The sequence below is a fragment of the Micromonospora sp. WMMB482 genome (genome assembly GCF_019038635.1).
Taxonomy (GTDB): domain Bacteria; phylum Actinomycetota; class Actinomycetes; order Mycobacteriales; family Micromonosporaceae; genus Micromonospora; species Micromonospora marina.
On sequence record NZ_JAHOPD010000020.1, the window covers coordinates 2,537,996 to 2,563,362 of the forward strand.

At 73.6% G+C, this 25,367-nt stretch carries 24 protein-coding genes; 11 read left to right on the top strand and 13 right to left on the bottom strand.

Annotation, left to right across the window (positions count from 1 at the left end):
• Positions 1-13: 13 nt before the first annotated feature.
• Positions 14-925: an LLM class flavin-dependent oxidoreductase gene (locus tag KSK32_RS12900; protein WP_216936046.1), complete on the top strand. Its 912-nt coding sequence runs from the start codon at positions 14-16 to the stop codon at positions 923-925.
• Here the strand turns inward: KSK32_RS12900 and KSK32_RS12905 are convergent.
• Positions 922-1,335: an ASCH domain-containing protein gene (locus KSK32_RS12905; protein ID WP_216931450.1), complete on the bottom strand. Its 414-nt coding sequence runs from the start codon at positions 1,333-1,335 to the stop codon at positions 922-924. The two genes, KSK32_RS12900 and KSK32_RS12905, sit on opposite strands and share 4 nt — an antisense overlap.
• Before the next feature lie 40 nt (positions 1,336-1,375).
• Positions 1,376-1,924, bottom strand: a complete 549-nt coding sequence (locus tag KSK32_RS12910; RefSeq protein WP_216931451.1) for a phosphoribosyltransferase family protein — start codon at positions 1,922-1,924, stop codon at positions 1,376-1,378.
• 160 nt (positions 1,925-2,084) lie between these two features.
• Here KSK32_RS12910 and KSK32_RS12915 point away from each other — a divergent pair, with 160 nt between their 5' ends.
• The 4 genes from KSK32_RS12915 (at position 2,085) to KSK32_RS12930 (ending at position 6,342) form a co-directional block, all read left to right on the top strand.
• Positions 2,085-2,717, top strand: a complete 633-nt coding sequence (locus KSK32_RS12915; RefSeq protein WP_216931452.1) for a septal ring lytic transglycosylase RlpA family protein — start codon at positions 2,085-2,087, stop codon at positions 2,715-2,717.
• Positions 2,718-2,785: 68 nt separating this feature from the next.
• Entirely contained in the window at positions 2,786-3,910 is a 1,125-nt protein-coding gene (locus KSK32_RS12920; RefSeq protein WP_216931453.1) for a PP2C family protein-serine/threonine phosphatase, read from the top strand.
• A 120-nt stretch (positions 3,911-4,030) separates the two neighbouring features.
• The gene (locus tag KSK32_RS12925) at positions 4,031-5,887 is read left to right on the top strand and encodes an acyl-CoA dehydrogenase (protein ID WP_216931454.1); all 1,857 of its coding nucleotides are present in this window, start codon (positions 4,031-4,033) and stop codon (positions 5,885-5,887) included.
• Positions 5,888-6,072: 185 nt separating this feature from the next.
• The gene (locus KSK32_RS12930; RefSeq protein WP_013283345.1) at positions 6,073-6,342 is read left to right on the top strand and encodes a DUF6458 family protein; all 270 of its coding nucleotides are present in this window, start codon (positions 6,073-6,075) and stop codon (positions 6,340-6,342) included.
• 9 nt (positions 6,343-6,351) lie between these two features.
• On the opposite strand, the gene KSK32_RS12935 is transcribed toward KSK32_RS12930, so the two are convergent.
• Positions 6,352-7,218, bottom strand: coding sequence for an aldo/keto reductase family oxidoreductase (locus KSK32_RS12935; protein ID WP_216931455.1), 867 nt, complete (start codon positions 7,216-7,218; stop codon positions 6,352-6,354).
• A gap of 141 nt (positions 7,219-7,359) precedes the next feature.
• Here KSK32_RS12935 and KSK32_RS12940 point away from each other — a divergent pair, with 141 nt between their 5' ends.
• Positions 7,360-7,767, top strand: coding sequence for a helix-turn-helix domain-containing protein (locus tag KSK32_RS12940; protein WP_216931456.1), 408 nt, complete (start codon positions 7,360-7,362; stop codon positions 7,765-7,767).
• 10 nt (positions 7,768-7,777) lie between these two features.
• Here the strand turns inward: KSK32_RS12940 and KSK32_RS12945 are convergent, their stop codons facing one another.
• Positions 7,778-8,314, bottom strand: a complete 537-nt coding sequence (locus KSK32_RS12945; RefSeq protein ID WP_216931457.1) for a histidine phosphatase family protein — start codon at positions 8,312-8,314, stop codon at positions 7,778-7,780.
• A 117-nt stretch (positions 8,315-8,431) separates the two neighbouring features.
• Between KSK32_RS12945 and KSK32_RS12950 the strand changes: the two genes are divergently transcribed.
• A complete protein-coding gene (locus KSK32_RS12950; RefSeq protein ID WP_216931458.1) occupies positions 8,432-8,722 on the top strand; it encodes a DUF6458 family protein in 291 nt (96 codons plus the stop codon).
• Positions 8,723-8,799: 77 nt separating this feature from the next.
• Here the strand turns inward: KSK32_RS12950 and KSK32_RS12955 are convergent, their stop codons facing one another.
• On the bottom strand, positions 8,800-9,477 hold the full coding sequence (locus KSK32_RS12955) for a hemolysin III family protein (protein WP_018785539.1): 678 nt from the start codon (positions 9,475-9,477) through the stop codon (positions 8,800-8,802).
• Between the two features lie 75 nt (positions 9,478-9,552).
• On the opposite strand from KSK32_RS12955, the gene KSK32_RS12960 reads away from it, so the two are divergent.
• From KSK32_RS12960 to KSK32_RS12970, 3 genes are read left to right on the top strand one after another with little or no spacing between them, the layout of a single operon-like run.
• A complete protein-coding gene (locus KSK32_RS12960) occupies positions 9,553-10,167 on the top strand; it encodes an allophanate hydrolase subunit 1 (protein ID WP_216931459.1) in 615 nt (204 codons plus the stop codon).
• Entirely contained in the window at positions 10,164-11,033 is an 870-nt protein-coding gene (locus tag KSK32_RS12965) for a biotin-dependent carboxyltransferase family protein (RefSeq protein ID WP_216931460.1), read from the top strand. Before KSK32_RS12960 ends, KSK32_RS12965 begins: the two co-directional genes overlap by 4 nt.
• Complete coding sequence (locus KSK32_RS12970) at positions 11,017-11,766, top strand: LamB/YcsF family protein (RefSeq protein ID WP_216931461.1); 750 nt, start codon at positions 11,017-11,019, stop codon at positions 11,764-11,766. Before KSK32_RS12965 ends, KSK32_RS12970 begins: the two co-directional genes overlap by 17 nt.
• 60 nt (positions 11,767-11,826) lie before the next feature.
• Here KSK32_RS12970 and KSK32_RS12975 read toward each other — a convergent pair whose 3' ends face one another.
• The 6 genes from KSK32_RS12975 to pdhA all read right to left on the bottom strand — a co-directional run bounded on the left by KSK32_RS12975 (position 11,827) and on the right by pdhA (position 20,929).
• Entirely contained in the window at positions 11,827-13,659 is a 1,833-nt protein-coding gene (locus KSK32_RS12975; RefSeq protein ID WP_216931462.1) for an NHL domain-containing thioredoxin family protein, read from the bottom strand.
• 118 nt (positions 13,660-13,777) lie between these two features.
• Positions 13,778-16,570 carry a hypothetical protein gene (locus KSK32_RS12980; protein ID WP_216931463.1) on the bottom strand — a complete coding sequence of 931 codons (2,793 nt, stop codon included), beginning with the start codon at positions 16,568-16,570 and terminating at the stop codon, positions 13,778-13,780.
• Positions 16,571-16,918: 348 nt separating this feature from the next.
• The gene (locus KSK32_RS12985; protein WP_013283356.1) at positions 16,919-17,056 is read right to left on the bottom strand and encodes a hypothetical protein; all 138 of its coding nucleotides are present in this window, start codon (positions 17,054-17,056) and stop codon (positions 16,919-16,921) included.
• 224 nt (positions 17,057-17,280) lie between these two features.
• Positions 17,281-18,756, bottom strand: a complete 1,476-nt coding sequence (locus KSK32_RS12990; RefSeq protein WP_216936047.1) for a dihydrolipoamide acetyltransferase family protein — start codon at positions 18,754-18,756, stop codon at positions 17,281-17,283.
• A gap of 5 nt (positions 18,757-18,761) precedes the next feature.
• The gene (locus tag KSK32_RS12995; protein WP_216931464.1) at positions 18,762-19,751 is read right to left on the bottom strand and encodes an alpha-ketoacid dehydrogenase subunit beta; all 990 of its coding nucleotides are present in this window, start codon (positions 19,749-19,751) and stop codon (positions 18,762-18,764) included.
• Positions 19,751-20,929 (bottom strand): pyruvate dehydrogenase (acetyl-transferring) E1 component subunit alpha, encoded by a 1,179-nt coding sequence (pdhA, locus tag KSK32_RS13000; RefSeq protein ID WP_013473399.1) that lies wholly within the window; start codon positions 20,927-20,929, stop codon positions 19,751-19,753. The genes KSK32_RS12995 and pdhA overlap by 1 nt, the downstream gene beginning before the upstream one ends.
• Positions 20,930-21,416: 487 nt before the next feature.
• Between pdhA and KSK32_RS13005 the strand changes: the two genes are divergently transcribed.
• Entirely contained in the window at positions 21,417-22,175 is a 759-nt protein-coding gene (locus tag KSK32_RS13005) for a hypothetical protein (protein ID WP_216931465.1), read from the top strand.
• 233 nt (positions 22,176-22,408) lie between these two features.
• Here the strand turns inward: KSK32_RS13005 and KSK32_RS13010 are convergent, their stop codons facing one another.
• Both KSK32_RS13010 and KSK32_RS13015 read right to left on the bottom strand, forming a co-directional pair.
• Positions 22,409-23,635, bottom strand: a complete 1,227-nt coding sequence (locus tag KSK32_RS13010; protein ID WP_216931466.1) for a hypothetical protein — start codon at positions 23,633-23,635, stop codon at positions 22,409-22,411.
• Positions 23,636-23,688: 53 nt separating this feature from the next.
• A complete protein-coding gene (locus KSK32_RS13015) occupies positions 23,689-25,347 on the bottom strand; it encodes a GTPase (RefSeq protein ID WP_216936049.1) in 1,659 nt (552 codons plus the stop codon).
• Positions 25,348-25,367 lie beyond the last annotated feature (20 nt).

Sequence of the window (25,367 nt, forward strand, 5' to 3'; positions counted from 1 at the left end):
GACCCGGGCCGGCATGTCCGGCCCGGGTCGTACCCTGGCGATCATGCGAATCGGCATCGTGATCCTGCCCGACCAGCGTTGGTCGGAAGCACGTCGGCGGTGGGCCCAGGTGGACGAGTGGGGCTTCGACCACGCCTGGACCTACGACCACCTGGGCTGGCGTGACCTGGTCGACGGGCCGTGGTTCGACTCGTGGACGACGCTCACCGCGGCGGCCGGCGTGACGTCCCGGGTGAAGCTGGGGACGCTCGTCGCCTCGCCGAACTTCCGGCACCCGGCGGCGTTCGCCCGGCAGGTGACCGCGCTCGACGACGTGTCGGACGGCCGGGTGCTGCTCGGCCTCGGCGCGGGCGGCATCGGCTTCGACTCGGCGGTGCTCGGCGGCGAGACGCTGCCGCCCCGCCGGCGCGTGGACCGGTTCGCCGAGTTCACCGAGCTGCTCGACGCGATCCTGCGGGAGGACGGCACGACCTGGCGCGGGGAGTGGTTCACCGCCGTGGACGCGCGCAACAACCCGGGGTGCGTCCAGCAGCCCCGGGTGCCGTTCGTGCTGGCCGCGAACGGCCCGCGCTCGATGCGGCTGGTCGCCCGGTTCGGGCAGGGCTGGGTCACCACCGGGCTCGGCGGCGACGACGTCGAGGCGTGGTGGGGCACGGTGGCGGAGCTGGCGGACCGGATGACGCGCACGCTGGAGCAGGCCGGCCGTGACCCGGCGACGCTCGACCGCTACCTGTCGCTCGACTCGGCGCCGGTGTTCTCGCTGACCAGCGCCGACTTCCTGGCCGAGCAGGTGGGCCGGGCGGCCCGGCTGGGCTTCACCGACGTGGTGACGCACTGGCCCCGGGCCAGCAGCTGGTACGCCGGCGACGAGGCCGTGCTGGTGGAGGCGGCGGCGCTGCTGCCGGAGCTGCGCCGGGCGGGCTAGGTGCCGACGCTGCCCTCGGTCGAGACCAACCGGAACCGGAGGCAGACGATCCGAGTGTCGTCGGTGACCGGTGTGCCCTGCCGGGCCCAGTAGGCGCCGTGGCCCTCGCGCCACTCCTCGATCGACCGGTCGCCCTCGCCCTCGGCGCGGGCGAAGTCCCACGGCACGTCGGCGAAGCGCACGACCTCGACGCCTGTCACCTCGATCACGGCGACGAACCCGTCGTGGTCGTCGACCAGGACCAGTCGCTCGCCGGCGTACTCGAGTTCCTCGTTCTCGTCGTCGTACTCCTGCACGAGCCCGGCGGTGGCGGTCTTCACGCCGGACAGGACCAGGGTGTTGAGCCGGGTACGCAGCTCGCCGGGCGTGCCGAGGGCGAGTGCGCGCAATCCACCGATGCGGGGCCACATGCCGCCGACGCTACGGCACGCCCCGCCACCGCCGGCGGGCTCACGGCAGGTCGGCGCCGGTGACCAGGGCGCGCAGCCTCAGCCGCTCGGCGACCTCGGGCGGGCAGGTCGCGACCAGCGCGGCGGCGCCGATCAGGTCGGCCCCGGCGTCCCGGACGACCCGGCACAGCGCGTCGAGCTGTGCACCGGTGTCGACCCAGTCGTCGACCAGCAGCACCCGGTCGCCGGGGTGCAGCCGCCGGCCGTCCACGCCGACCCGCAGCAGCCGTCCCCGGTGGTCGGGGGGTGTCTGCGCCCAGCGCGTCGGCCCGACCCGGCGCCGTTCGCCACCGTCCTTGTAGGCGGGCAGGAAGCCGGCCCCGGCGGCGACCGCGACCAGCGGGCCGAGCAGCAGCCCGGTCACCTCGGGGGCGATCACGACGCTCGGGTGATCCTCGGGGAACAGCCCGGCCACCGCCGGACCGACCTGGGCCAGCACCTCGGGGTCACGCCACCAGCCGGAGATGTCGCTGACCAGGTGGGTGCTGCCCGGGCCGGGGTCGATCCACCCGAACAGCTCGACCAGGCGACGACTCAGCACGGTTTCCATCCTGGCGGATCGGTGGGCCGTTCGGCCGATCGAGTGTGGCGTGATCGGGTACACGTACCAGGGTAAATACGGGCATAACACCATGATCACGTTGACTTCGGAAGTGCTTCTCTCGTTACGGTCCGGGCCGGTTTGTTCAGTTGACGAAAGGACCGGGCCGGTGGCTGCTAGGCACCTTCGTACCCGCACGTTCTCCTCGCCCGCCGCCATCGCCGCGACCGCGGCGGTCGGCGTGGCGCTCGCGGTCGGCGGCACCGTCGGCGCCGTGCGGCTCACCTCCGCCGAGCCGCCCGCCGAGCCGGCCGTGGTCGAGACGCTGCCCAGCACGCCCGCCCCCACGTCGGCCGCTCCCTCGCCGACCGCGTCGGCCTCGCCGAGCGCGAGCCTCAGCCCGTCGCCGAAGGCCACCCCGAGCCCGAAGGCGAGCCGCACCCAGGCGGCCTCCCGGAGCAAGGCCCGGACCGCCGCGCCGTCGCCGACGGCGAAGAAGACGAGCAGCCCGAAGGTCGTGGACAGCGGCTCCTGCGGCGCCTCCTTCTACGCCGAGGGTCAGATGACGGCGAACGGTGAGACGTTCAACCCGAACGCGCTGACCGCCGCGCACAAGACGCTGCCGTTCAACACCAAGGTCCGGGTCACCAACCCGGACAACGGCAAGTCGGTGGTGGTGCGGATCAACGACCGCGGCCCGTTCATCGACGGCCGGTGCCTGGACCTGTCCCGCGCCGCGTTCGCGACCATCGCCGCCACCGGCCTCGGCCACGTGAACGTCCGGTACGAGGTGCTCGGCTGACCAGCCACTCGGGCAGAACTTCCACGACCGACGGGCCAGGTTCATTCTCCCGTTCACGTCCATCAGGCATGCTGTCCGATGTACGCACGCAACCCTTCCAGCCGGGCCGAGGCCCGCTGAGTCCCGGATCCCGCGCCGGTCTCGGCGCGGCCCTCGCGCTGCTCGCGATCGTGGTCGCGGTGGAGTTGGCGGACGGCCGCCCGGCGCACTACCTCGCGCTGATGGTGGTCGCGCCGTTCCTCGCGGCGGCACTGGCGTCCTGGCGGGTGGTGCTCGCGGTCGGCGGCCTGGCCACCGCCATCGGGATCGGCTTCGCCGTCGCCGAACGGGGCAGCCCGCTGGTGACGGTGGTCAACGTGACAGCTGTCGGGGCGGCGACCGCGATCGCGGCTGCCACGGCGGCGATACGCCAGCGTCAGGCGGACCGGATCGCAGAGCTGTCCCGGCTCGCCTCGGTCGCCCAGCAGGCGGTGCTGCGACCGCTCGGCCCGCAGGTCGGCACGCTCGCGGTGGCCGCGCGGTACATCTCCTCCACCGCCACGGCCGAGATCGGCGGCGACCTGTACGAGGTGATGGACACCCCGTACGGCGTGCGGATGATCATCGGTGACGTGCGGGGCAAGGGCCTGGACGCGGTACGCCTGGCCAGCATCGTGCTCGGCTCCTACCGGCACGTCGCGTACGAGCGGGCGGACCTGCGCGCGGTGGTGACCGACCTGGACCGTGCGGTGGCCCGCAACGTCGGCGACGAGGACTTCGTCACCGCGGCGCTGGTCGAGGAGCGTGGCGGCACGCTCACCATCGTCAACTGCGGGCACCCGTCGCCGTTGCTGCTGCGCCGGGGCGCGGTGATCCCGCTGGAGCCGCCCGCGCCCGCGCCGCCGCTCGGCTTCATGCCCGTGGTCCGGCCCCGGGTGGAGCGGCTGGAACCCGGCGACCGGCTGCTGCTGTTCACCGACGGGCTGGGCGAGGCGCGCCGGGACGGCGAGTTCTTCCCCACCGCGGACCGGGCCTGGCGGCTGCTCGGCCACGGCACCGTCGCGGACGGGCTGGCCTCGTTGGAGACGGCCCTTGTCGAATGGGTGCACGGCCGGCTCGACGACGACATCGCGCTGGTCCTGATGGAGTACGTCGGCCCGCGCAGTGTCACCGCCACCCCGGTTCCGAGCTGGGAGGTCGGCGCCGCCGACTGATGAACGGGAAGTGTGTAATCGCTGTCACTTCCACGATCGGCTTGTCGTTGCCTACCGGCGAGTAATACAGTCTGGAGTTACTGATCGGTAACACCTGTCCGGGAAGCGGGGCCAGCGAGCATGACCCACTACAAGAGCAACGTGCGGGACCTCGAGTTCAACCTGTTCGAGGTCTTCGGGGCGGACCGGACGTTCGGCCAGGCGCCGTACACGGACCTGGACGTCGACACCGCCCGCAGCTTCCTCTCCGAGGTCGACCGCCTCGCCCGCGAGGACCTGGCTGCCAGCTACTCGGACAGCGACCGCAACCCGCCGGTCTTCGACCCGGCGACGCACACCGCGCCGCTGCCGGAGTCGTTCAAGAAGTCGTACAACGCGTTCATGGACTCCGAGTTCTGGCGCCTGGACCTGCCGGAGGACCTGGGCGGCACCAACGCCCCGCGCGCCCTCTGGTGGTCGCTCGCCGAGCTGGTGCTCGGCGCCAACGCCCCGGTCTGGATGTACGCCTCCGGCCCGTCCTTCGCGCACGTGCTGCACGTCGAGGGCACCGAGGAGCAGAAGAAGTGGGCCCGGCTGTTCATCGACAAGCAGTGGGGCTCGACCATGGTCCTCACCGAGCCGGACGCCGGCTCCGACGTGGGTGCCGGCCGTACCCGGGCGATCCAGCAGCCGGACGGCTCGTGGCACATCGAGGGCGTGAAGCGCTTCATCACCTCCGGTGAGCACGACCTGAGCGACAACATCGTGCACTACGTGCTGGCCCGCCCGGTCGGCGTCGAGGGCGTGGGCGGCCCGGGCACCAAGGGCCTGTCGCTGTTCGTCGTGCCGAAGTACCACTTCGACGCCGAGACCGGCGAGCTGGGCGAGCGCAACGGCGTCTACGCCACGAACGTCGAGCACAAGATGGGCCTGAAGGTCTCGAACACCTGCGAGGTGACCTTCGGCGAGCACGGCGTACCGGCCAAGGGCTGGCTGCTGGGCGAGAAGCACGACGGCATCCGCCAGATGTTCATGATCATCGAGTATGCCCGGATGATGGTCGGCACCAAGGCGATCGCCACGCTCTCCACCGGCTACCTCAACGCGCTGGAGTACGCCAAGAACCGGGTGCAGGGCGCCGACCTGACCCAGATGGCGGACAAGACCGCCCCGCGGGTGACCGTCACCCACCACCCGGACGTGCGCCGCTCGCTGCTGCTGCAGAAGTCGTACGCCGAGGGTCTGCGCGCGCTGGTCTGCTACACCGCGAGCTGGCAGGACAAGGTCGCGGTCGCCGAGGCGGCCGGTGACGAGAAGGCCACCAAGCTGGCCAAGCGCGTCAACGACCTGCTCCTGCCGCTGGTCAAGGGCGTCGGTTCGGAGCGGGCGTACGAGCTGCTCGGCCACGAGTCGCTCCAGACCTACGGCGGTTCCGGCTTCCTCCAGGACTACCCGCTGGAGCAGTACGTCCGGGACGCCAAGATCGACACCCTGTACGAGGGCACCACCGCGATCCAGAGCCTCGACCTGATCTTCCGGAAGATCGTCCGGGACAACGGCAAGGCCCTGATGGCGGTCGCCGCCGAGATCCAGGAGCACATCGCCTCGGAGGCCGGCAACGGCCAGCTCAAGGAGGAGCGTCAGGCGCTCGGCAAGGCGCTCGCCGAGATCCAGAACATCCTCGGCGTGATGACCGGCTGGCTGGGTGAGGCCCAGGGCGGCGACACCCGCGCGCTCTACAAGGTCGGCCTGGGCAGCCGCCGCTTCCTGCTGGCGATCGGCGACCTGGTGGTCGGCTGGCTGCTGCAGAAGCAGGCGGACGTGGCGCTGAAGGCGCTGGCCGGCGAGGTCTCCGCGGCCGACAAGTCCTTCTACACCGGCAAGGTCGCCGCCGCCCGGTTCTTCGCCCGCGAGGTGCTGCCCCGCATCGGCGCCGACCGGCGGATCATCGAGGGTGCCGACCTTGAGATCATGGACCTCCCGGAGGAGGCTTTCTGAGCCCTTCCGGGGGCTTTCACCCCTGAAACGTCACTCTCCCCCTCATGACGACGGCCGGCGGGCACCAGCCCGCCGGCCGTCGTCGTGCGTACGCCCGGGGTGGATAGGCGGCCCGGTGGCGGGTAACCGTCGCGGACCACGACCGGAGTACGCCCAAGGCCATCGCACGGGGGAGTGCAGCGCACATGGGCATTGGTAGCGCCATCTTTCTCATCGCGCTCGGCGCGATCATGACCTTCGCCATCCGGGCCAACGTCTGGTGGATCGACCTGCGCGCGGTCGGGTGGGTGTTCATCCTGGCCGGGCTGGGTGTCCTCCTGACCACACTGTGGTTCTGGCAGGACCGCCGCAAGCGGGCCCGCACACTCATCGTGGAGGAGAACCGGCTCTCGCATCCGACCGCGATGATGCCGCCGCCGCCCGACCCGCCACCGCCGACGGCTCCGCCGTCCTGACGCCGCGGCTCAGCGCCCGATCCGGTCCAGTTCGGCGAGGTCGTCGCCGGAGAGGGTCAGCCCCGCACCGGCGACGTTCTCGTGCAGGTGCGCGATGGACTTGGTGCCGGGGATCAGCAGGATGTTCGGCGAGCGCCGCAGCAGCCAGGCCAGGGCGACGCCCATCGGCGTCGCCCCCAGGCGTTCGGCCACCGCCGACAACGCCGAGGACTGCAACGGCGTGAAGCCGCCGAGCGGGAAGAACGGCACGTAGGCGACACCGTGCCCGGCCAGCTCGTCGATCAGGTCGTCGTCGCCGCGGTGGGCCAGGTTGTACTGGTTCTGCACGCAGACGATCGGCGCGATCCCCCGCGCCTCGGCCACCTGCTCCGGCGTCACGTTGCTCAGGCCCAGGTGGCGGATCAGACCCTCCTGCTGGAGCGCGGCGAGCGTTTCCAGCGCCACGGCGAGCGACCCGGGCCGCGGGCCCGTGGCGTCACCGAGCCGCAGGTTGACCAGGCCGAGCGCGTCCACGCCGAGCGTCTCCAGGTTCTCCCGGACCTGCCGGCGCAGGCTCTGCGGATCCCGGGCCGTGGGCCAGCGGCCCTGCTCGTCCCGGTCCGCGCCGACCTTCGTGACGACGTGCAGCGACTCCGGGTACGGGTGCAGCGCCTCCCGGATCAGCCGGTTGGTGGCGTACGGCCCGTACGCCGCGCTGGTGTCGATGTGGGTGATGCCGAGCGCGACCGCCTCGCGCAGCACCGCCAGGGCGCCGTCGTGGTCGGCGGGCGGTCCCATGACCCGGGGGCCGGCGAGTTGCATCGCGCCGTAGCCGAACCGGGTGACGGTCAGGTCGCCCAGCGTCCAGGTGCCGCCGGGAAGGGTGGTGGGGGCCATGCGTGTACCTCTCGGTGCGTTCGTGGCGCCGCCGGGTCGCGGCGCCGCCTCCACTATCGGGGTGTAGCTTTCTATTGGGAAGTAGGCACCTAAAAGTGCGTAGCTCACCGGGCGTGGCTGGAGAGGGCGGCAGGAGCAGAGATGAGCAAGGCCGAGTACGACGCGTTCCTGGCCCGATGCCCCAGCCGGCAACTGCTCGACCGGATCGCCGACAAGTGGGTCACGCTGGTGCTGGCCGCGCTGCGCAGCGACGGCTCGCACCGGTTCGGTGCCGACTGCGCAGGTGTCCCGCGCCCGATGCGGTATTCGGAGCTGTCCCGCACGCTCGCGGGCGTCAGTCAGAAGATGCTCACCCAGACGCTGCGCGCCCTGGAACGCGACGGTCTGGTGACCCGCACCGTCGAGCCGACAGTGCCCGTGACCGTCACCTACGAGCTGACCCCGCTCGGGCTCTCGCTGCTCAAGACGATCCAGGGACTGAAGGACTGGGCCGAGACGCACATGGACGACGTGTTCGCCAACCGGGCGGCCTACGACAGCCGGGTCTGAGTCGTACCGGTCAGGCGCGGGCGGTGTGGCGGGCGGTGAGTGGCGCGCCGCCAGGGGCCAGCTCGGCCCACCGGGTCGTCGGCCGGTGCACCACGAGATCGGTGGTACGCAGCCCGTCCGGGTCGGCCCGCTGCGGGTCGAGCAGCGCCGAGAGCAGCGAGACCCCCGGGTTGTGCGCCACGAGCAGCACAGTGCCGGCGGTCGGCTCGACCGTCCGCACCAACTCCAGCAACTGGTCCGGGTGTGCGTCGTACGCGGTCGCCTCGTAGCGCACGGCCGGGACCGAACCCGCCGGGCCGCCCTCCGGGGGCGAGCCGGTCATGCCCATCGCCACGTCGTGCCAGGTCTGCCGGGTGCGCCGGGCCGGCGAGCAGAGCACCACGTCGGGAAGCAGCCCCTGCCGGGCCAGCCAGGCGCCGGCCGACGCCGCGTCGGCGTGACCCCGCGCGGTGAGCGACCGCTCCGCGTCCCGGCCGTCCGCGGACTGCTCGGCCTTGGCGTGCCGCAGCAGCACCAGCGTCCGCTGCCCGTTCCTGCCGTCCGTCATACCGCCCAGCTTGCCTGATTGACGATCAAAGCGCCTGGGTATGTCGATGAGTGCCGCTACCTCATCCATGGCCGCGGCGGGCAGGAAACGCCAGCAGAACGCCAAGGAGGCGACGTCATGGGCATCGGTGCCAGCATCTTCCTCATCGCGCTCGGTGCGATCTTCGCGTTCGCCGTCGACGCCAACCTGGGATGGCTGAACCTCAACGTGGTGGGCTGGGTGCTCATGCTCACCGGCGTCGCCGGCCTGCTCACCACGCTCTACTTCTGGAACAGCCGTCGCCGGGTCGTGGCCGCCCCGGTGCGCGAGCAGGTGGTCGCCGAGCAGGTGGTGCCGGTGCGCGACGACCGCGTCGTGCGCGAGGAGTACCGCGAGGTGCGCCGCCCGGGCTCGGGCTACCCGGCCTGACCCCCGAGAACCCGAGGGCCCCGCAACGGCGCGGGGCCCTCGCGCATGTCCGGGGTCCGGCGCGGTTCAGGCTCGGCTCAGGCGAACAACGCGAAGTAGATCGCGATGTGGTGGCAGATCGCCGCGACGAGCGTGCAGGCGTGGAAGAACTCGTGGTGCCCGAAGACGGTGGGCCACGGGTTCGGCCGGCGCAGCGCGTAGAACACCGCGCCCACGCTGTAGATCGCGCCGCCCACACTCAGCAGCACCAGCGCGGTGACGCCACCGGCGTGCAGGATCTGCGGCAGCATGGCCACCGCGACCCAGCCGAGCGCCAGGTAGAGCGGGGCGGAGACCCAGCGCGGCGCGTGCGGCCAGATCAACTTGACCGCCACGCCCGCGATCGCGCCGCCCCAGACCAGGCTCAGCATGATCGTGGCCTGCCGGTCGTCCAGCAGGAGGGCGCAGAACGGTGTGTAGGTGCCGGCGATGAACACGAAGATCATCGAGTGGTCCATCCGGCGCATGATCTGGTAGCCGCGTTCGGACCAGACCCGCCGGTGGTAGAGCGCGCTGGTGCCGAACAGCCCGCACACGGTGAAGCTGTAGATCAGGCAGCTCACCAGCGGCGCCCAGCCGGGACGACTGGCGGCGATCGAACACAGCACGATGCCGCAGACGAGAGCGGCGAAGAACGCGTACGCGTGCAGCCAGCCGCGCATGCGCGGCTTCCCGATGTCTGCCGGCCGGAGCCGGAACGGTGCGGAGGTCGTCACCTCAATAGGTTACGACGCCGTAGGTTACTTGCAAGTAGTGTGGACCGTCACGTCAGCCGGCGGGAGGATGACCGGATGCGGATCCGGCCGGTCGGGGCACACGCCCTACTGCTCGACTGCGACGACCCGGAGCAGGCACAGGTGTGGCGGGCCGAACTGTGGCTCCGGCGCGAGGCGGGCGAGCTGACCGCCACCGAGATCGTCCCCGGCGCGGTCACCGTGCTGCTCGACGGCGTACCGGACCCGCACGCGGCCGCCGCGCGGATCGCCGGCTGGCGCCCACGGACCACCGCGTCCGGCACGGCCGGCGCCGAGGTCCGGGTTCCCGTCGTGTACGACGGCGAGGACCTTCCGCGCGTCGCCGGGCACTGGAACGTCGACGTGCCGGCAGTCGTCGACCGGCTGCGGCGCACCGAGTTCCGGGTCGCGTTCTGCGGGTTCGCGCCCGGCTTCGCGTACCTGACCGGGCTGCCGCCCGAGCTGGCGGTGCCCCGGCTCGCCACGCCGCGTACCCGGGTGCCGGCCGGCTCGATCGCGCTCGCCGGCCCGTACGCGGGCATCTACCCCACCGCGTCACCCGGTGGCTGGCTGCTCGTCGGCCGCACCGACCTGCCACTGTTCGACGTGCACGCCGACCCGCCGGCCCGGCTCACCCCCGGCACCCGCGTCCGGCTGGTCGACGCGCTGTGATCGAGGTGCTGCGCGCCGGGGCGCTCACCACCGTCCAGGACCAGGGCCGACCCGGGTGGGCGCACCTCGGCGTACCCCGCTCCGGCGCCCTCGACCCGGCCGCCCTGCGCCTGGCCAACCGGCTCGTCGGCAACGACGAGCGCGCCGCCGGACTGGAGATCACCATGACCGGCTGCGCGCTGCGCTTCACCCGGGCGGTGGCCGTGGCCCTCACCGGCGCCCCGGCCGACGTGACCGTCGAATGGCGGACCGGGGCCGCACAGCGACGCCCGGGGGACGTGGGACGGCCACTCGCGCTGCCCGCCGGGGCGGTGCTGCGCGTCGGACCGGCCCGCGCCGGGGTGCGTACCTGGCTCGCGGTCAGCGGCGGAATCGCCGTCGAGCCGGTGCTCGGCAGCCGCGCCACCGACACGCTCTCCGGCCTCGGACCGCCGCCGCTACGGGACGGGGACCGGCTGCCCCTCGGCGCCCCGGCCGGCCCACCCGCCCCGGTCGACCTCGCCGTCGTCCCGGCGGTCCCGGACGAACTGCGGCTCACCGTGCGCCCCGGCCCCCGGCAGGACTGGTTCACCCCCGAGGCAATGGACCTGCTGTGCCGCGACGCGTACACGGTGAGCCCGGACAGCAACCGGGTCGGCGCGCGGCTGGCCGGCGCGGGCCTGACCCGCGCGGTCGCCGGCGAACTGCCCAGCGAGGGCCTGGTGCTCGGCTCGGTGCAGGTGCCGCCGGACGGCCGGCCGCTCGTCTTCCTGGCCGACCACCCCACCACCGGGGGGTACCCGGTCATCGGGGTGGTGGACGACGTGACAGCGCTCGCCCAGGCCCGGCCAGGCACTACGGTGACGTTCCATGGACCTCAACGCTGACCTGGGCGAGGGATTCGGAAGCTGGCGGCTGGGCGACGACCACGCACTGCTCGACCTGATCAGTTCCGCGAACGTCGCCTGCGGCTTCCACGCCGGCGACGCGGCCACCATGCACCGGGTCTGCGCCGGCGCCGCCGAACGCGGCGTCGCGGTGGGCGCGCAGGTCGGCTACCGGGACCTCGCCGGCTTCGGCCGGCGGCACATCGCGTACGACTTCGCCGAGCTGCGCGACGAGACGATCTACCAGCTCGGGGCGCTCGACGCCTTCTGCCGCCTGTACCGCACCCGGGTCCGCTACCTCAAACCGCACGGCGCGCTCTACCACGCGGCGGCCCGCGACCAGGGCCAGGCCGCCGCGCTGGTGGCGGCGATCAGCGGGTACGACCACGAGCTGCCGGTGCTCTGCCAGCCCGGCACCGTGCTGGCCCAGCTCGCGGCCGGCGCCGGCCTGCGGGTGGTGGCCGAGGGGTTCGCCGACCGCAACTACCTGCCCGACGGCTCGCTGGTGCCGCGCAGCTCGCCGGACGCGCTGGTGACCGACCCGGAGCAGGTGGCCGTCCGGGCGGTACGGATGGCCGTCGAGCGGACGCTGGTCGCCGTGGACGGGACGGTCATCCCCGCCCCGGTCGAGTCGATCTGCCTGCACGGCGACACCCCCGGCGCGGTGCGCTGCGCGGAGCTGGTGCGGGCCGCGCTCCTCGACGCGGGGGTCACGCTCACTCCGTTCGCGTGAAAGGAAGGGCCCCCTCTTAACGCCTCCGATAGAGGAAGGGCCCCTTGTTAACACCCCCGGTCAGGCGTCCATCCCGCGCAGGACCAGCGGTACGCGGGTCGCGCCGCCGGTGACCACCCGGACCGGCACGCCCCAGTCCTGCCGGGTCAGGTGGCAGGCCGCGTGCTCCACGTCGGCGTCGCAGGTCGCCGCCTGGGCGGTCACCTGGAGCACCCCCTGCGCCACGTCGCCGCTGACCACCAGCCTGCGGGACAGGTCGGTGGTCGTACCGGCGCCCTCGACCAGCAGTTCCGGCGGGGACGCCGAGACCACGAGCCGGGTCGACGGCCCGTACGTCTCGTCGAGCTTCTGCCCCGGCGCCGGCGTGAAGATCACATCGAGCGTCAGCTCCCCGGCCGCCACATCGGTCGGCTTGCGTTCCAGCCGGTGCCGAGGGCCGTCCACCGTGTTCGCCCCGGCCGACGTCAGCGCGCCCGGCGCCAGCCGGGTCAGCCGGTGCGCGGCCGACTCCACCACGAGGACGTCTCCCTCGCCGGTGAGCACCAGGTCGCTCGGCTCGGCCAGCCCGTCCGCCACGGTGCCCACCTGCCCGGTCTCCGGGTCGAAGCGGCGCACCGCCCCGTTGTACGTGTCCGCGATCAGCACCGAGCCGTCGGGCAGGGCGCACACACCGAGCGGGTGCTGGAGCAACGCCTGGTCGGCCGGGCCGTCCACGTGCCCGAAGTCGAACAGGCCCTGACCGACTGCGGTGTGCATCTCGCCGCCGGAGACCCACCGGATCGCGCTGGTCTCGCTGTCGGCCACCCAGAGGCGGGCGCCGTCCGCCGACACCGACAACCCGGACGGCTGGGCCATCCACACGTCCGGCAGCGGTCCGTCGCGCAGCGCCTCGACAGTGGTCCCGGCGTACATGCCGGTGGTCCGCTTGATCGGGTCGAACCACCAGAGCTGGTGGATACCGGCCATCGCCACGACCACCCGGTCGTCGTACCAGGCCACGTCCCACGGGGAGGAGAGGTCGACCGCGCGGGCGTCGTGCGCGTGGTCGTCGACGGTCGAGCGCCACTGCCGCCCGGTCCCGGCCACCGTGACCACCTCGCCGGAGGACAGCCGTACGCCGCGCAGCAGGTGGTTGACCGTGTCCGCGACGACCACGTCGTAACCGGCCACCTCCGCCACGTGCGGCGGCAGCAGGCAGAGCCCCTGCGGCTCGGCGAACGTGGCGGCGGAGGCCGGGCCGTCGGTGCGGCCCCGGGAACCGGCGCCGATGCGGCGGACCACCGTCTCGCCGTCGGCGGCCAGCTCGACCAGGGAGTGCCGGGCCGAGTCGCTGACCAGCAGGTTCCCGCCGTCGAGCGGGACGGCCTTGCCGGGGAACCGCAGGACGGTGTCCGGCTCGGCCGGCGGCACGTACGGGCCCTCGCCCCGGTGCAGCGTGCCCTTCGCCTCGTGAGTGGCGATCAGCTCGTCGATCAGCCGGGACAGCCCTTCGGCGTGGCCCTCGCCGGCCATGGTGGCGACCACGTACCCCTCGGGGTCGACCACGGCGAGCGTCGGCCACGCCTTGGCCGCGTACTGCTGCCACATGTCCATCTCGGCGTCGTCGAGCACCGGGTGGTGCACGCCGTACCGCTCGACCGCGGCGGCCAGCGCCGCCGGGTCCTTCTCGTGCTCGAACTTCGGCGAGTGCACGCCGATCACGACCAGGACGTCACCGTACTTTTCTTCGAGCGGGCGCAGCTCGTCGAGCACGTGCAGGCAGTTGATGCAGCAGAACGTCCAGAAATCGAGCAGGACGATCTTGCCGCGCAGGTCGGCCAGCGTGACGGCCTTGCCGCCGGTGTTCAGCCAGGCCCGGCCCCGTAGTTGCGGTGCCCGTACGCGTGCGCTCATGCCCCCATCGTGCCGCACCGGTCCGGCGCGCTACCGGCGATCCCCTGGTGAACAGACGCACACCGGAACGGCGCGGAGCGCCCACCCCGCGAGGGACGGGCGCTCCGCGTACGTGCGGTTACTGGCCGGCGGGCTTCAGGCAGAGCACCCGGGTGGTCCCGCCGCTCTCGACCGAGACCGAGGGCTGCGTCAGGTCGGCGCACTTGTCCTTGTTGTCCACCTTCGACACCACGCTGAACGCGCCCGGCTCGCCGCAGTCGGCGGCCACCGCGCTCGCGCCGGACTGCTTCACGCAGGAGCCGACCGCCGGGTCGAAGCCGGCCGGCTCGTCGTCGCCGACCTTGCCGAGCAGCGTCAGCAGGCCGAGCGGAACGGCGAGGATGAGCACCGCCGCGATCAGCACGGCGGCGAGCACCCGGCCGTTGCGTACCTTCGGCGGGGGCGCCTCGGTCTGCGAATCGGCGGCGTCCGGCTTGAACGCGTCGAAGCGGCCCTGCTCCGGCTCGGCGCCGGGACCGTCCTGCGACCAGGCCGGCGGTGCCTGCTGGGGCGGCGACGGGAAGGCGTTCGCGCCGCCCGCGGGGCCCTGGCCGGGCACCGCGACCGAGGCGCGTCCCCCGGCGGGCGGGCCGAACCGGTCCGGCTCGCCGAACGACTCGGGCCGGCCGGCCGGGTTGCCGAACGGTGCCTGCTGCCCACCCGGACCGCCGAACGGGTCCGGCTGGCCGCCGGGGCCGCCCGGGCCGCCGAACGGGTCCGGCTGACCGGCCGGGGCGCCGAACGGATCCGGCCGGCCGCCGGGGCCGCCGAACGCGTCCTGGCCGCCGGGAGCGCCGTACGGGCTCTGCGGGCCGCCGAACGGGTCACGGGCGGCGTCGGGCTGCCCGCCGCCCGGGTGCACGCCGTTTGCGGGGCGGGTGTTACCGGGCTGGTCCATGAAGGACGGCACACCGACGGGGAACGACGGCGGCGCGGCCGGCGAGGAGGGGGCGCCGGCGTATCCGTGCGGGCCGTCGGCGTCCTCGGACCGCGACTGCGGGCCGGGGAAGGGGGGCCCGTCCTGGCCGGGGAACCCGGGCTCGTCCTGCTCGGGGGCGTCCTCGGGCTCCGGGCGGGCCGGCCGGCCGTACACCCGGGGCTGCGGCGTGGGGCCGCCGGTCGGCAGCGGCTGGTCGGACGGCGGGGTGACCCGGCTGGCCACCGGGACCGACGCGCTCGCCGAGACCGGGCCGCCCTCCGGGGAGGTACGCGGTCCGGGAACGGCAGGCGACTGCGGCTCCTCGGTACGGGACGCGCCCCAGCCGCCGTCGCCGCGCTCCGGCTCGTACCCCTGGGGTTCGGTCCCCGGGTGGTCGGTGGGCGGCGACGCGGCGAGTGCGGCGCCCGGCACCCGCTGCTGCTGCGCCGGAAGCGGCACGGCGTTGCCGGGGGAGATGCCCGGCGCGGGGGCGGGCTGGTAGGCCGGGGCGGAGTCCTCGGACCGGCCCCACGCCTCGGCCTGCGGCCACGGCTCGGGCGACGGTGCGGCCGGACGCTCGTCCTGGTTGCCGCCCCAGCCGGCGGGTGCGTCGGGCGACGGCACGGACACGCTCGCGCGGGCCTCCGCCGGGGCGGCGGCGCCCCAGGCGGGCTGCGCCGGCTCGTCCGCCGGTCGCCCGGGCTCGTGCTGCTGCGGTACGGAGGCCGCGCCGCTCCAGGTGCCGGCCTGCTCACCGGAGTCACGCTGCTGCGGTACGGCGCCGCCGTCACCCCAGCCGCCTGCCTGCCGGCCCTGGTTCGGCTCCCAGCCGCCCGGCTGCGAAGCCTCGGCCGGGTTCGCGGCGCGTCCGGCGGCCCAGCCACCGGAGCGGTCCGGATCCTCGGTGCGGGCCGACTCGTCCCAGCCGCCGGAGCGGTTCTCGGCCTGCGGTGCGGGCCAGCCGCCGGAACGCTGTCCCTCGTCGTGCTGCGATCCAGCGGTCGCCCGCCAGCCGCCACTGTCCTCAGCCGAGCGATCGTCCTGGTCGGACTGCTCCGGAGTGGACCAGGCGTTGTCCGGCCGGGCGGCGCCCGGCACGGAGACCGCGGCGGCGGCACGGGCGGGCGGGTCGGCCGGCGGCCAGGTGGCGCCGGTCTGCTGACCCGGCGCCCAGGCCGGCTGGCTCTCCCGCGGGTTCCAGCCGCCCGAGCGGTTCGGGTCGTCGGACGCGGCGGGCTGCTCGTCGCGCGGGTTCCAGCCGCCCGAGCGGTTCGGGTCATCCGGCTGCCCGGCGGCCCAGCCACCGGCACGACCGGCGGCGTCGTCGTGCTGCCCGCCGGTGGGCGCGAAGCCGCCGGAGCGGTTCGGGTCGTCCGCGGGGGCGGGCGTCACCCAGGTCTCGTTCGGCACGGTGGCCGGGGCGGGCACGTAACCGGTGCCGCGGGCGGCCGGGTCGCCGGACGGCGACCAGCCCGGCTGCTCGCCGGAGCTCCATCCGGGACGGTTCTGCTCGGCGGCCCAGGGGGCCTGCGACGGCTCGGCCGGGCTGCCCGGCGGCGTGGCGGCCCAGGCGGGCGGAGCCTGCTCGGCGCCGCGGTCCGGGCCGGACTGCTCCTGGTTGCCCCAGGCGGGGCCACCGGAACCGGCCCAGGCGGGGTTGCCCTGGTCGTTGCCGCCCCAGGCGGGCTGCGGAACCTGGGCGGTCGCCCGCCCGGTCACCGGCTGGCCCGCGGGCGGGGCCCACGCGGGCGGCTGGTCGTCGTTCGCGGCCCAGGCCGGGGCCGGCTGCGCGGGCCGACCGGCCGGCGGGGGCGGTGCCCAGCCGAGGTCGGGTGCGCCGTTGTACCCGTTGTCCTGCTGCGCCGGCTGATCGCCGTACGGCACCGGTCCGCCGGTGCCCGGCGACACCTCGCCCGGCTCCTGGCCGGGGCGGTGCGGAGCCTCGGACGTCATGGGTGCGCCTCCTCCATCACAGGTCGGCCGCCGATGCCGGTCGGGGAACCGTCGGCACGGCTGCCGGCGTCGCCGGCGGGTACCGGCCGTGCGGGCCCCCCGCACCGTATCCGGTGGTCGCCCGGGACCGCCCCGGGGGAGCATCAGCGGTCACCGAAAGTCACCGGACGGCGTCGATGGGTTTCGTTGCCCCGCATCCGTCCGGAGTCAGCCGGTTGGCGACCGTGCCAACCGTACCGGGCGGTGGAGCGAGGTGGAATCCCGGTGCCGACCGATACCGATACGCCGAAGACCCGCCCGGTGCCGGGCGGGTCTTCGGACTGGAGGAGGTGAGAAAGGTCGGTGGCGTCAGCTCATGTGACGCTGGGCGATGGCGAGAAGCTCCTCGCGGACCGCGGGCGAGTTGGCGGAACGCAGCGCGTGCTCGATGGCGCGGGCGCGGCGGTTGGCGTCGCGGCGGGTGCGGATTCGCTCGATCATGCTCATCTTGGGTCTCTCCTCCTGGCTATTCGGTTGTCAGCCCCTTGATGTCTCTATTCAAGCGCACCAGCCCGCCGATCGCCATCGATTATTAGGTGAGCTGAGCCACGTGCCGAAGGATCGTAGGCCTGCCGCCCCCCAGATCCTATGATTCCGTTCCCAAAATGGTCACGGCCGGTGTGCCGGGCGTTCACCCGTGGCACACCGGCCGTGACCGGAGCGGTGGTACGTCAGGTCCAGGCGAGCAGCGCCGCCTCCGGGTCGGCCAGGAAGTCCCCGATGTCGCGGAGGAACTTCGAGCCCAGCTCACCGTCGATGATCCGGTGGTCGAAGGACAGACCCAGCGTGGTCACCAGGCGCGGCTTCACCTTGCCCTTGTGCACCCACGGCTGTTCCCGTACCGCGCCGAAGGCGAGGATCGCCGACTCGCCCGGGGGCAGGATCGGCGTACCGGTGTCGACGCCGAAGACGCCGACGTTGGTGATGGTGAGCGTGCCGCCGGACATGTCCGCCGGGGAGGTCTTCCCCGACTTCGCGGTCTGCACCAGATCCGTCATCGCGTCCGCCAGCTCGCGCAGCGAGAGCCGCCCGGCGTCCTTGATGTTCGGCACGATCAGGCCGCGCTCGGTGGCCGCCGCGATGCCGAGGTTGACGTACTCCTTCACCACGATCTCGTCGCCGGCCCAGGTCGAGTTGACCATCGGGTGCCGCTTGACCGCCAGGAGCACCGCCTTGGCGACCAGCAGCAGCGGCGAGACCCGGACGTCGCGCCACTCGCGCCGGTCGCGGAGCCGGTCCAGCGCCTTCATCGCCCGGGTCACGTCGACGGTCAGGAACTCCGTCACGTGCGGGGCGGTGAACGCCGAGCGGGCCATGTTCTCCGCGGTGAGCTTGCGTACCCCCTTGACCGGGATGCGCTGCTCGCGGTCCGCGCCGAAGCTCGCGGCCGACGCGGCCGGTGCCGCGACAGTCTGCGGCTCGGCCGCCGCCGGGGTCGTGCTCGCCGCCCGCTGTACGTCGTCACGGGTGATCGAGCCGAGCGGACCCGAGCCGGTCAGCGTGGCCAGGTCGATGCCGAGATCCTTCGCCAGCTTGCGGACCGGCGGCTTCGCCAGCACCGGACCGGAGACCCGGCCGTTGCCGTTGACCCCCGGCGCGGGGGCGGGCGCCACCGGCGCGGGAGCGACCGGCGCGGGTGCCGCCAAGGCGGCGGCCTGAACCGGTGCCGCCGGCTGAGCCGGTACGTCGCCCTTGCGCGGGCGGCGCTTGGCCGGGGCGTTGCGCGGGCCGTAGCCGACCAGCACGGCGGTACGCCCACCCGGGGCGACACCACCGATCAGGCCCGGCTCGACCATGCCCTCGGCCGGTGCGACCTCGACCGCTGCCAGCGAAGCGGCCGACGGTGCGGGCAGGTCCGACGCCGGGGCGGCGGTGGTCGACTCCTCGATCGGCCCGGCGTTCGGGTCGGTGTCGATCGCGATGATCGGCACGCCGACCTCGACAGTGGACCCCTCCGGGTGGAAGATCGCCTGCACCCGTCCGGCCCACTTCGCCGGGATCTCGACCGCCGCCTTGGCGGTCTCGACCTCGACGATCGGCTGGTTCAGCTCGATGTCGTCGCCGACCTTGACCAGCCAGGCGAGGATCTCGCCCTCGGTCAGGCCCTCGCCCAGGTCGGGAAGGTTGAACTCCTTGATCCGGGACATGCCGCTCACCAGCCGAACGTGCGGTCGACGGCGTCGAGCACCCGGTCCAGGTCGGGCAGGTACTCCTCCTCCACCCGGGCGGCCGGGTAGGGGGTGTCGAAGCCGGTCACCCGCAGCACCGGGGACTCCAGAAAGTAGAAGCACTCCTCGGTGATCCGGGCCGCGATCTCCGACCCGAGACCCAGGTTGCCCGGGGCCTCGTGCACGACCACGCAGCGGCCGGTGCGCCGCACCGACTCGTACGCGGCGGTCAGGTCCAGCGGCGAGATCGTGCGCAGGTCGATGACCTCCAGCTCGCGGCCGTCCTCGGCGGCGGCGGTGGCCGCGTCGAGCGCGGTGCGGACCATCGGGCCGTACGCCAGCACCGTCGCGTCCGTGCCGGGCCGCGCGACCCGGGCCGCGTGCAGCGGGTACGCGTCGGCGATCGGCGCGTCCAGGTCCACCGGACCCTTCTCCCAGTAGCGCCGCTTCGGCTCCAGGAACACGATCGGGTCGTCCGACGCGATCGCCTGCTGGATCATCACGTACGCGTCCTGCGGGTTCGCGCAGCTCACCACCTTGAGACCGGCGGTGTGCGCGAAGTACGCCTCGGGCGACTCGGAGTGGTGCTCGACAGCGCCGATGCCGCCGCCGAACGGGATGCGGATGACCATCGGGATCCGCACCTTGCCCTGCGATCGGTAGTGCATCTTCGCCACCTGCGACACGATCTGGTCGTACGCGGGGTAGACGAAGCCGTCGAACTGGATCTCGCAGACCGGCCGGAAGCCGCGGATGGCGAGGCCGACGGCGGTGCCGATGATGCCGGACTCGGCCAGCGGGGTGTCGATCACGCGCTGGTCGCCGAAGTCCTTCTGGAGACCGTCGGTGATCCGGAACACGCCGCCGAGCTTGCCGACGTCCTCGCCCATGATGACGACCTTGGGGTCGTTCTCCAGGGCCCGCCGCAGGCCGGTGTTGAGCGCCTTGCCGAGGGTGAGCGTCTCCGTGGCCATCAGTGCGCGCTCCCCTCGAAGGACTCCATGTACTGCGTGAACCGGGCCCGCTGCTCGTCCAGCTCGGGAGAGCCGTTGGGGTAGACGTGGTCGAACATGGTCACCGGCTGCGGGTCGGGCATGGCGAGCACGCGCTCGCGCAGGTGCACCGACTCGGTGCGGGCCTGCTCGTCGACAGCGGTGAAGAACGACTCGTCGGCGATCTTCTGCTTGGTCAGGAACGCCTTCATCCGGGCGATCGGGTCCTTGGCCTGCCACGCCTCGACCTCGCTGGCGATGCGGTAGCGGGTCGGGTCGTCGGAGGTGGTGTGCGCACCCATCCGGTAGGTGTACGCCTCGATCAGGCTCGGGCCCTGGCCGTTGCGCGCGTTGTCCAGCGCGTGCCGGGTCACCGCGTACGACGCGAGCACGTCGTTGCCGTCCACCCGGACGCCGGGGAAGCCGAACCCGCCGGCCCGCCGGTACAGCGGCACGCGGGTCTGCCGCTCCAGCGGCTCGGAGATGGCGTACTGGTTGTTCTGGCAGAAGAACACCAGCGGGGCGTTGAAGACGCTGGCCCAGACGAACGACTCGTTGACGTCGCCCTGGCTGGTGGCGCCGTCGCCGAAGTAGGCGATGACCGCCTCCCCGTCCTCGCCGCCGGTCTTGCCGTCCATGGCGACACCCATGGCGTACCCGGTCGCGTGCAGGGTCTGCGCCCCGATGACGATCGTGTACATGTTGAACTTGAACTCGTTCGGATCCCAGCCGCCCTGGTCGACGCCGCGGAACAGGCCCAGCGGCATGATCGGGTCGATGCCGCGGCAGTAGAGCACGCCGTGCTCGCGGTAGGTCGGGAAGGCCATGTCCTGGGTGCGCAGCGCCCGGCCGGAGCCGACCTGCGCGGCCTCCTGGCCCAGCAGGCTGGCCCACAGGCCCAGCTCGCCCTGGCGCTGCAGGGCGGTGGCCTCGGCGTCCAGCTTGCGGACCAGGACGAGGTCGCGGTAGAGCCCGCGGTACTCCTCGTCGGTGAAGTCGACGCGGTACTCGGTCCCGTCCGGGCCGAGCGCGCTCTCGATCCGCTCACCCTCGGGGGTCAGCAGCTGTACGAGTTCCGGTTCACCGGTCGCGGCGGCGCGTCTGGTGCGGGGTGCGGCCCGCTTGCTGCGGGTGGCGGCCCCGGGGTCGCCCTTTGCCATCCGTCTCTCCCTGTCTGTCTGCGCCGGCGCCGGGGGTTACCCGAGCCGAACACCTCGTGCGCCCGCCCGGCTGGTGCCGGGTCGGTCCCTGGCGACCGCGCCTGACCCCGGTAGGGGTTGCCGCGCGGCGTGAGCCGGAGTCGGTCGGGGACAGACCCAGGCCCGGGAGCGCCGGCGCCGTTCCGCACCAGCCGCGGGGTACGCGGAGGTGGCGGCTGCGTTGCCGTCGTGTCTGAATGATTGCAGAGGAGGTGAGCGGGCCCACAGTATGGCCTCCCCCGCCGGTGAGGTTCCATCGGGTTCATGACGGATAAGCGCTTTTGTCCGCAGCGGCGGGTGTGGTCGACGCACAAATTGTGTGTCGACACGCGGTTGCGGCTGGTGAACTGAGCGTCACTGGGTCAAGCTGGCGATGAGCCTCTGCGCGGCATTTGTCCGAATATCTGCGCGTGCTCTCCCGTCCCGTCCGTACCTGAGGAGTGTGCCGGTGTCCGAACCAGAGGGTCCGCCCGGTACGCCCTTCCTCGGCCGGCACCGGGCACTGCCCGCCTCCCCGTACCGCCGGGTCGTGGGCGCGCACCGCGCCCCCGGGACCGGCGGTCCCAGCCGCGGCTACCTGCTCACCGTGGCCCTGCTCGCCGGCACCGCGTCGATGCCGATCCTCGCCGCGATCAGCACCGGCTCGGCCACCGTCGGCAACAGCGCCCTCCCCGACACCAGCACGCCGTTCCTGCCGACACCCTCGGTCGGCCCGGTGGTCATCCCGATGCCCCGGGGCACCCAGGCCCCGGTGCCGTCCACACCCACGCCCGCCGTTCACGTGACCTCGGTGCCCCCGGCCCGGCCGGTGCTCCCGGCGGCACCGGCCCTGCCCGACGACAGCGACCTCGGCTCCCGGCACCGGTCCCGCCCGATCGCCGCGCCCCCGCCGCCGTCCGCGCCGGTCCGGCCCACACCGGTCCGCCCGCCGCGCCCGTCGCCGGTGCCCTCGCCGTCGCCCTCGCCGTCCGATCCGGGTACGCCGACGCCCGAGCCGAGCCCGAGCCCCGAGCCGTCCGTCACGACCGCCGAGCCGACGCCCACCTCCGAGCCGACGCCCACCTCCGAGGCCTCGTCGGAACCGACGTCCGAGCCCTCCGGCCCATCGGGTACGTCCGGTCCACCAGATCCGTCGAGTTCCGCCGACCCGTCCGGTCCTGCCGACCCGTCCGGCCAGGCCAGTCCGTCGGTTTCCCACACCTCATGATCGACACCACTCCGGCGTAGTGGTGCAGTCCCGGCCGCCCTGATGTACCCACTTCGCCGAGCTGGTGTGGATCAACGGGGTTGGGGGCCGGGGGTCATGCCCCTCGTGTGGGGCGGGGAGGTCGGGGACGGCGGGCCGCATGATCGACACCATTACGGCGTGGTGGTGTGGTCCCGGGCGATCCGATGCCGCCACCTCGCCGAGATGGTGCCGATCATGCGAGGCGCGGCCGCCTAGGCCGGGTCGTCGGTCAGGCGGTGGCGGTTCGCCTCGATCCAGGCGTTGAGCGCCTCCGGGTCGTCCGGGTCCACCCCGTCCGCCATGAGCTGGGCGACCGCCGCGGTGGCCGGACTGCGCCGCTCGCCGGTGCTGTAGAGCCGCGCGAACTCCGGAACCATCTCGGTGATCGCCTCGTCCGTCCGGGCGGCAGCCGACTGCGACAGCCCGCGCTGCCGGGCCGCGTACGCCGCCCAGGCGCGCAGCACCCGGGGCAGCATCGCCGCGTCGTCCATGTCGAGCACGGCCCGGCGGTGCACCCAGTCGAGCAGGAACAGCTCGGCCACCATCGGGCTCCACCGCATGGCGTCGGCATCGGGGAAGCTCGCCGCGTGGTCGAGCAGCAGGCCGAGGCAGAAGTGCAGCGAGGCCAGCTCACCGTCGGCCACCTCGGGCAGGCCGAACCGGGCCGCCTCGGGCGAGTCGAGGAAGGCGCGGACCAGGCGGGTCCGCTCCTCGTCGGTGAGCGGCGGCGCGACCGCCGGACCGGGCGGCGGGGTCGGCCCCGGGAGTACGGCCAGCCGCGCGCCCACGAGCGCCCGGTCGGTGGCCAGCGAGCCCTGCGCGGGCAGGTCGGTGAGGTCGTCGGTGACCGCCAGGTGACGGCTCACCTCGGCGTGCATCCGGGCCGGGTCCTCGGTGCGGAACCAGGTGAACTCGTCCTCGGTGCAGATCTCCCGGGCCTGCTCGACGATCCGTCCGGCCGGGCCGCCGACGAAGACGTCCTTGGTGATGCCGATGTTGTGGTCGACGAGGGCCACCAGCGCGTGCTCCGGGCCGCCCTCCTCCTCGTCGTCGTACGCGAACGTGGCGAGGTAGGAGGTCTGGTCGCCGTACACGTCGCCGTAGGCCCAGGCGCCGGTGACACGCACCCGGCCGAGCTGGCTGGCCCACGACGGGGCGTACGCGCCGGGCCGGACCCGGGCGGCGCCCTCGGCGTCGGGCACCAGGGCGGCGAAGACGGCCCGCAGGGTGGTCGCGGAGGCGCTGCGGCGCCGGGACGTGGCGGCGAGGAAGCCGGAGACGAATTCGCGGACGGCCTGCTCCCGGTCGTGCTCCGCGACGGCGTAGACGCTGCCCAGCAACGCGGCGCCGAGCATCTCCGCGTCCAGGGCCGAGTCGAGCCTCGTCACGTCGCGCGCGGCGTGCAGTACCGCGTCGTAGGGGGTCTGTGGCGTGGCCATGCAATCGACCCTACGCCGCACCGGCCGCCCCCACACCGGTCAGCACGCCGGGTTCAGCACCGTCCCGCCTCGCGTAGCGCGTCCCGGGCCGTGCCGTAGCGTGCCAGCACCGCCCAGACCGGGTCCAGCACGTACTTCTCCCCGACGCTGCCCACCGAGGTGAGCAGGCGGTCCTCGGCCCGCCGCCGGGCCCGCCGGGCGGCCCATCCCACCACCGGCCGGGTGACCGACGCGACGAGCAGCCCGGCCAGCAGGCCACCGAGCAGCAGGACGGTGGGCCAGGGCACCACGCCCAGCGTCGGGTGCTCCAGCTCCGGCAGGCCGAGCAGGCGCAGCGCGTACCCGAGGAGCAGCCAGACCAGGCCGGCCAGCGCGGCCAGGGTGACCACCCACTGGAGCACGCCGACCACCCGCCACCAGGCGGGCCGCCGGTCCATGCCGAGGTCGGTCGCGGCGACCGCGTGGTCGAGCGCGCCCGGCAGGTCGGCCTGCCGGGCCCGCGCCGCGGCGGTCACCGCGGTCGGCCACGGCGCCGGCAGACCGGCGCCCGACCGGTCGGCCACCGCGCGGATCGCCAGCGTCAGCGCCGAGCGCTGTGCGGCTGTCGGATCGGGTACGGAGGTGGCCGCGACCAGGCTCTCCGCCGGCGCGTCCGGATCGCGCCCGGACAGGTGCAGCCGGCGCAGCGGATCCGGCCGCAGCTTGCGCCAGCTCCGCAGCAGCGGCCAGCCGGTGTTGCTCACCGCCCGGTGCCGGTACGCGCCCTCGACCGCCGCCGCCACCGTCGGCACCCCGGCCGCCCCGGCGAGTGCCCGGGTCAGCTCCTGCGCCGAGGCGTCACCGGGCCGGGTGCGCGGCGGTTCCGGCCCCACGAGCGGTTCGAGATCGGCCACCACGGCGTCCACGTCGCCGGAGAGCCGGCGCAGGGCGGCCTGCCGTTCGGCGACCGTACGCTCCAGCTCGGCCCGCAGCCCGTCCAGCCCGTTCGGGTCCACCGCGACGGTCGGCAGCAGCGGCACCCCGCCCAGTCCGTCGGCGTCGAGCAGCCGGCGCAGGTCGTCGAGGACCTTCGGCAACTCGGTCGGGTGCAGCCGGTCGGCCTGGTTCAGCACCACGACTGTGACGTCCCTGTGCCTGTGGAACTCACGCAGGTAGCTGGTGTGGATCACGCGGTCGGCGTACTTCTGCGGGTCGACCACCCAGACCACGAGGTCGACCAGGCCGAGCAGGCGGTCGACCTCCAGCCGGTGGCCGTGCTGCACCGAGTCGAAGTCGGGCAGGTCGAGCAGGACCAGGCCGTGCAGGTTCGACTCGTCGTCGGCATCCAGCGGGCTCTCCCGGACGAAACGGTGCCGGGGCAGCACCCCGACCCAGTCGAGCAGCCGGACCGCGCCGTCGAGCGGACCCCACACGCAGGCGTGCGCGACACCTGTGGTCGGCCGGCGCACGCCCACCGGCGAGAGGTCGAGCCGCGCCAGCGAGTTGAACAGGCTCGACTTGCCGCTGCCGGTCGCACCGGCGAGCGCGACCACCGTGTGCCGGCCGGAGAGCGCGAGCCGGTCACCGGCGCGCTCGACCACCGTGTGCGCGGCGACGAGCTGGGCGTCGGGCACGTGGCCGTCCACCGCGCCCAGGAACCGCTGGATCGCGGTGAGCCGTTCGATCAGGGTGTCCGGGTCGACCCGCTGCTCACCCCGCATCGCCTCGCGCATCCGTCCCACGATGTTGCTCA

Excerpts from the sequence above, each read along its gene's own strand:
- KSK32_RS12900 (WP_216936046.1), top strand. The coding sequence starts at position 14 with ATGTCCGGCCCGGGTCGTACCCTGGCGATCATGCGAATCGGCATCGTG.
- KSK32_RS12905 (WP_216931450.1), bottom strand. The coding sequence starts at position 1,335 with ATGTGGCCCCGCATCGGTGGATTGCGCGCACTCGCCCTCGGCACGCCC.
- KSK32_RS12910 (WP_216931451.1), bottom strand. The coding sequence starts at position 1,924 with ATGGAAACCGTGCTGAGTCGTCGCCTGGTCGAGCTGTTCGGGTGGATC.
- KSK32_RS12920 (WP_216931453.1), top strand. The coding sequence starts at position 2,786 with ATGCTGTCCGATGTACGCACGCAACCCTTCCAGCCGGGCCGAGGCCCG.
- KSK32_RS12925 (WP_216931454.1), top strand. The coding sequence starts at position 4,031 with ATGACCCACTACAAGAGCAACGTGCGGGACCTCGAGTTCAACCTGTTC.
- KSK32_RS12930 (WP_013283345.1), top strand. The coding sequence starts at position 6,073 with ATGGGCATTGGTAGCGCCATCTTTCTCATCGCGCTCGGCGCGATCATG.
- KSK32_RS12935 (WP_216931455.1), bottom strand. The coding sequence starts at position 7,218 with ATGGCCCCCACCACCCTTCCCGGCGGCACCTGGACGCTGGGCGACCTG.
- KSK32_RS12940 (WP_216931456.1), top strand. The coding sequence starts at position 7,360 with ATGAGCAAGGCCGAGTACGACGCGTTCCTGGCCCGATGCCCCAGCCGG.
- KSK32_RS12945 (WP_216931457.1), bottom strand. The coding sequence starts at position 8,314 with ATGACGGACGGCAGGAACGGGCAGCGGACGCTGGTGCTGCTGCGGCAC.
- KSK32_RS12950 (WP_216931458.1), top strand. The coding sequence starts at position 8,432 with ATGGGCATCGGTGCCAGCATCTTCCTCATCGCGCTCGGTGCGATCTTC.
- KSK32_RS12960 (WP_216931459.1), top strand. The coding sequence starts at position 9,553 with ATGCGGATCCGGCCGGTCGGGGCACACGCCCTACTGCTCGACTGCGAC.
- KSK32_RS12970 (WP_216931461.1), top strand. The coding sequence starts at position 11,017 with ATGGACCTCAACGCTGACCTGGGCGAGGGATTCGGAAGCTGGCGGCTG.
- KSK32_RS12975 (WP_216931462.1), bottom strand. The coding sequence starts at position 13,659 with ATGAGCGCACGCGTACGGGCACCGCAACTACGGGGCCGGGCCTGGCTG.
- KSK32_RS12980 (WP_216931463.1), bottom strand. The coding sequence starts at position 16,570 with ATGACGTCCGAGGCTCCGCACCGCCCCGGCCAGGAGCCGGGCGAGGTG.
- KSK32_RS12985 (WP_013283356.1), bottom strand. The coding sequence starts at position 17,056 with ATGAGCATGATCGAGCGAATCCGCACCCGCCGCGACGCCAACCGCCGC.
- KSK32_RS12990 (WP_216936047.1), bottom strand. The coding sequence starts at position 18,756 with ATGTCCCGGATCAAGGAGTTCAACCTTCCCGACCTGGGCGAGGGCCTG.
- KSK32_RS12995 (WP_216931464.1), bottom strand. The coding sequence starts at position 19,751 with ATGGCCACGGAGACGCTCACCCTCGGCAAGGCGCTCAACACCGGCCTG.
- pdhA (WP_013473399.1), bottom strand. The coding sequence starts at position 20,929 with ATGGCAAAGGGCGACCCCGGGGCCGCCACCCGCAGCAAGCGGGCCGCA.
- KSK32_RS13010 (WP_216931466.1), bottom strand. The coding sequence starts at position 23,635 with ATGGCCACGCCACAGACCCCCTACGACGCGGTACTGCACGCCGCGCGC.
- KSK32_RS13015 (WP_216936049.1), bottom strand. The coding sequence starts at position 25,347 with ATGCGCGAGGCGATGCGGGGTGAGCAGCGGGTCGACCCGGACACCCTG.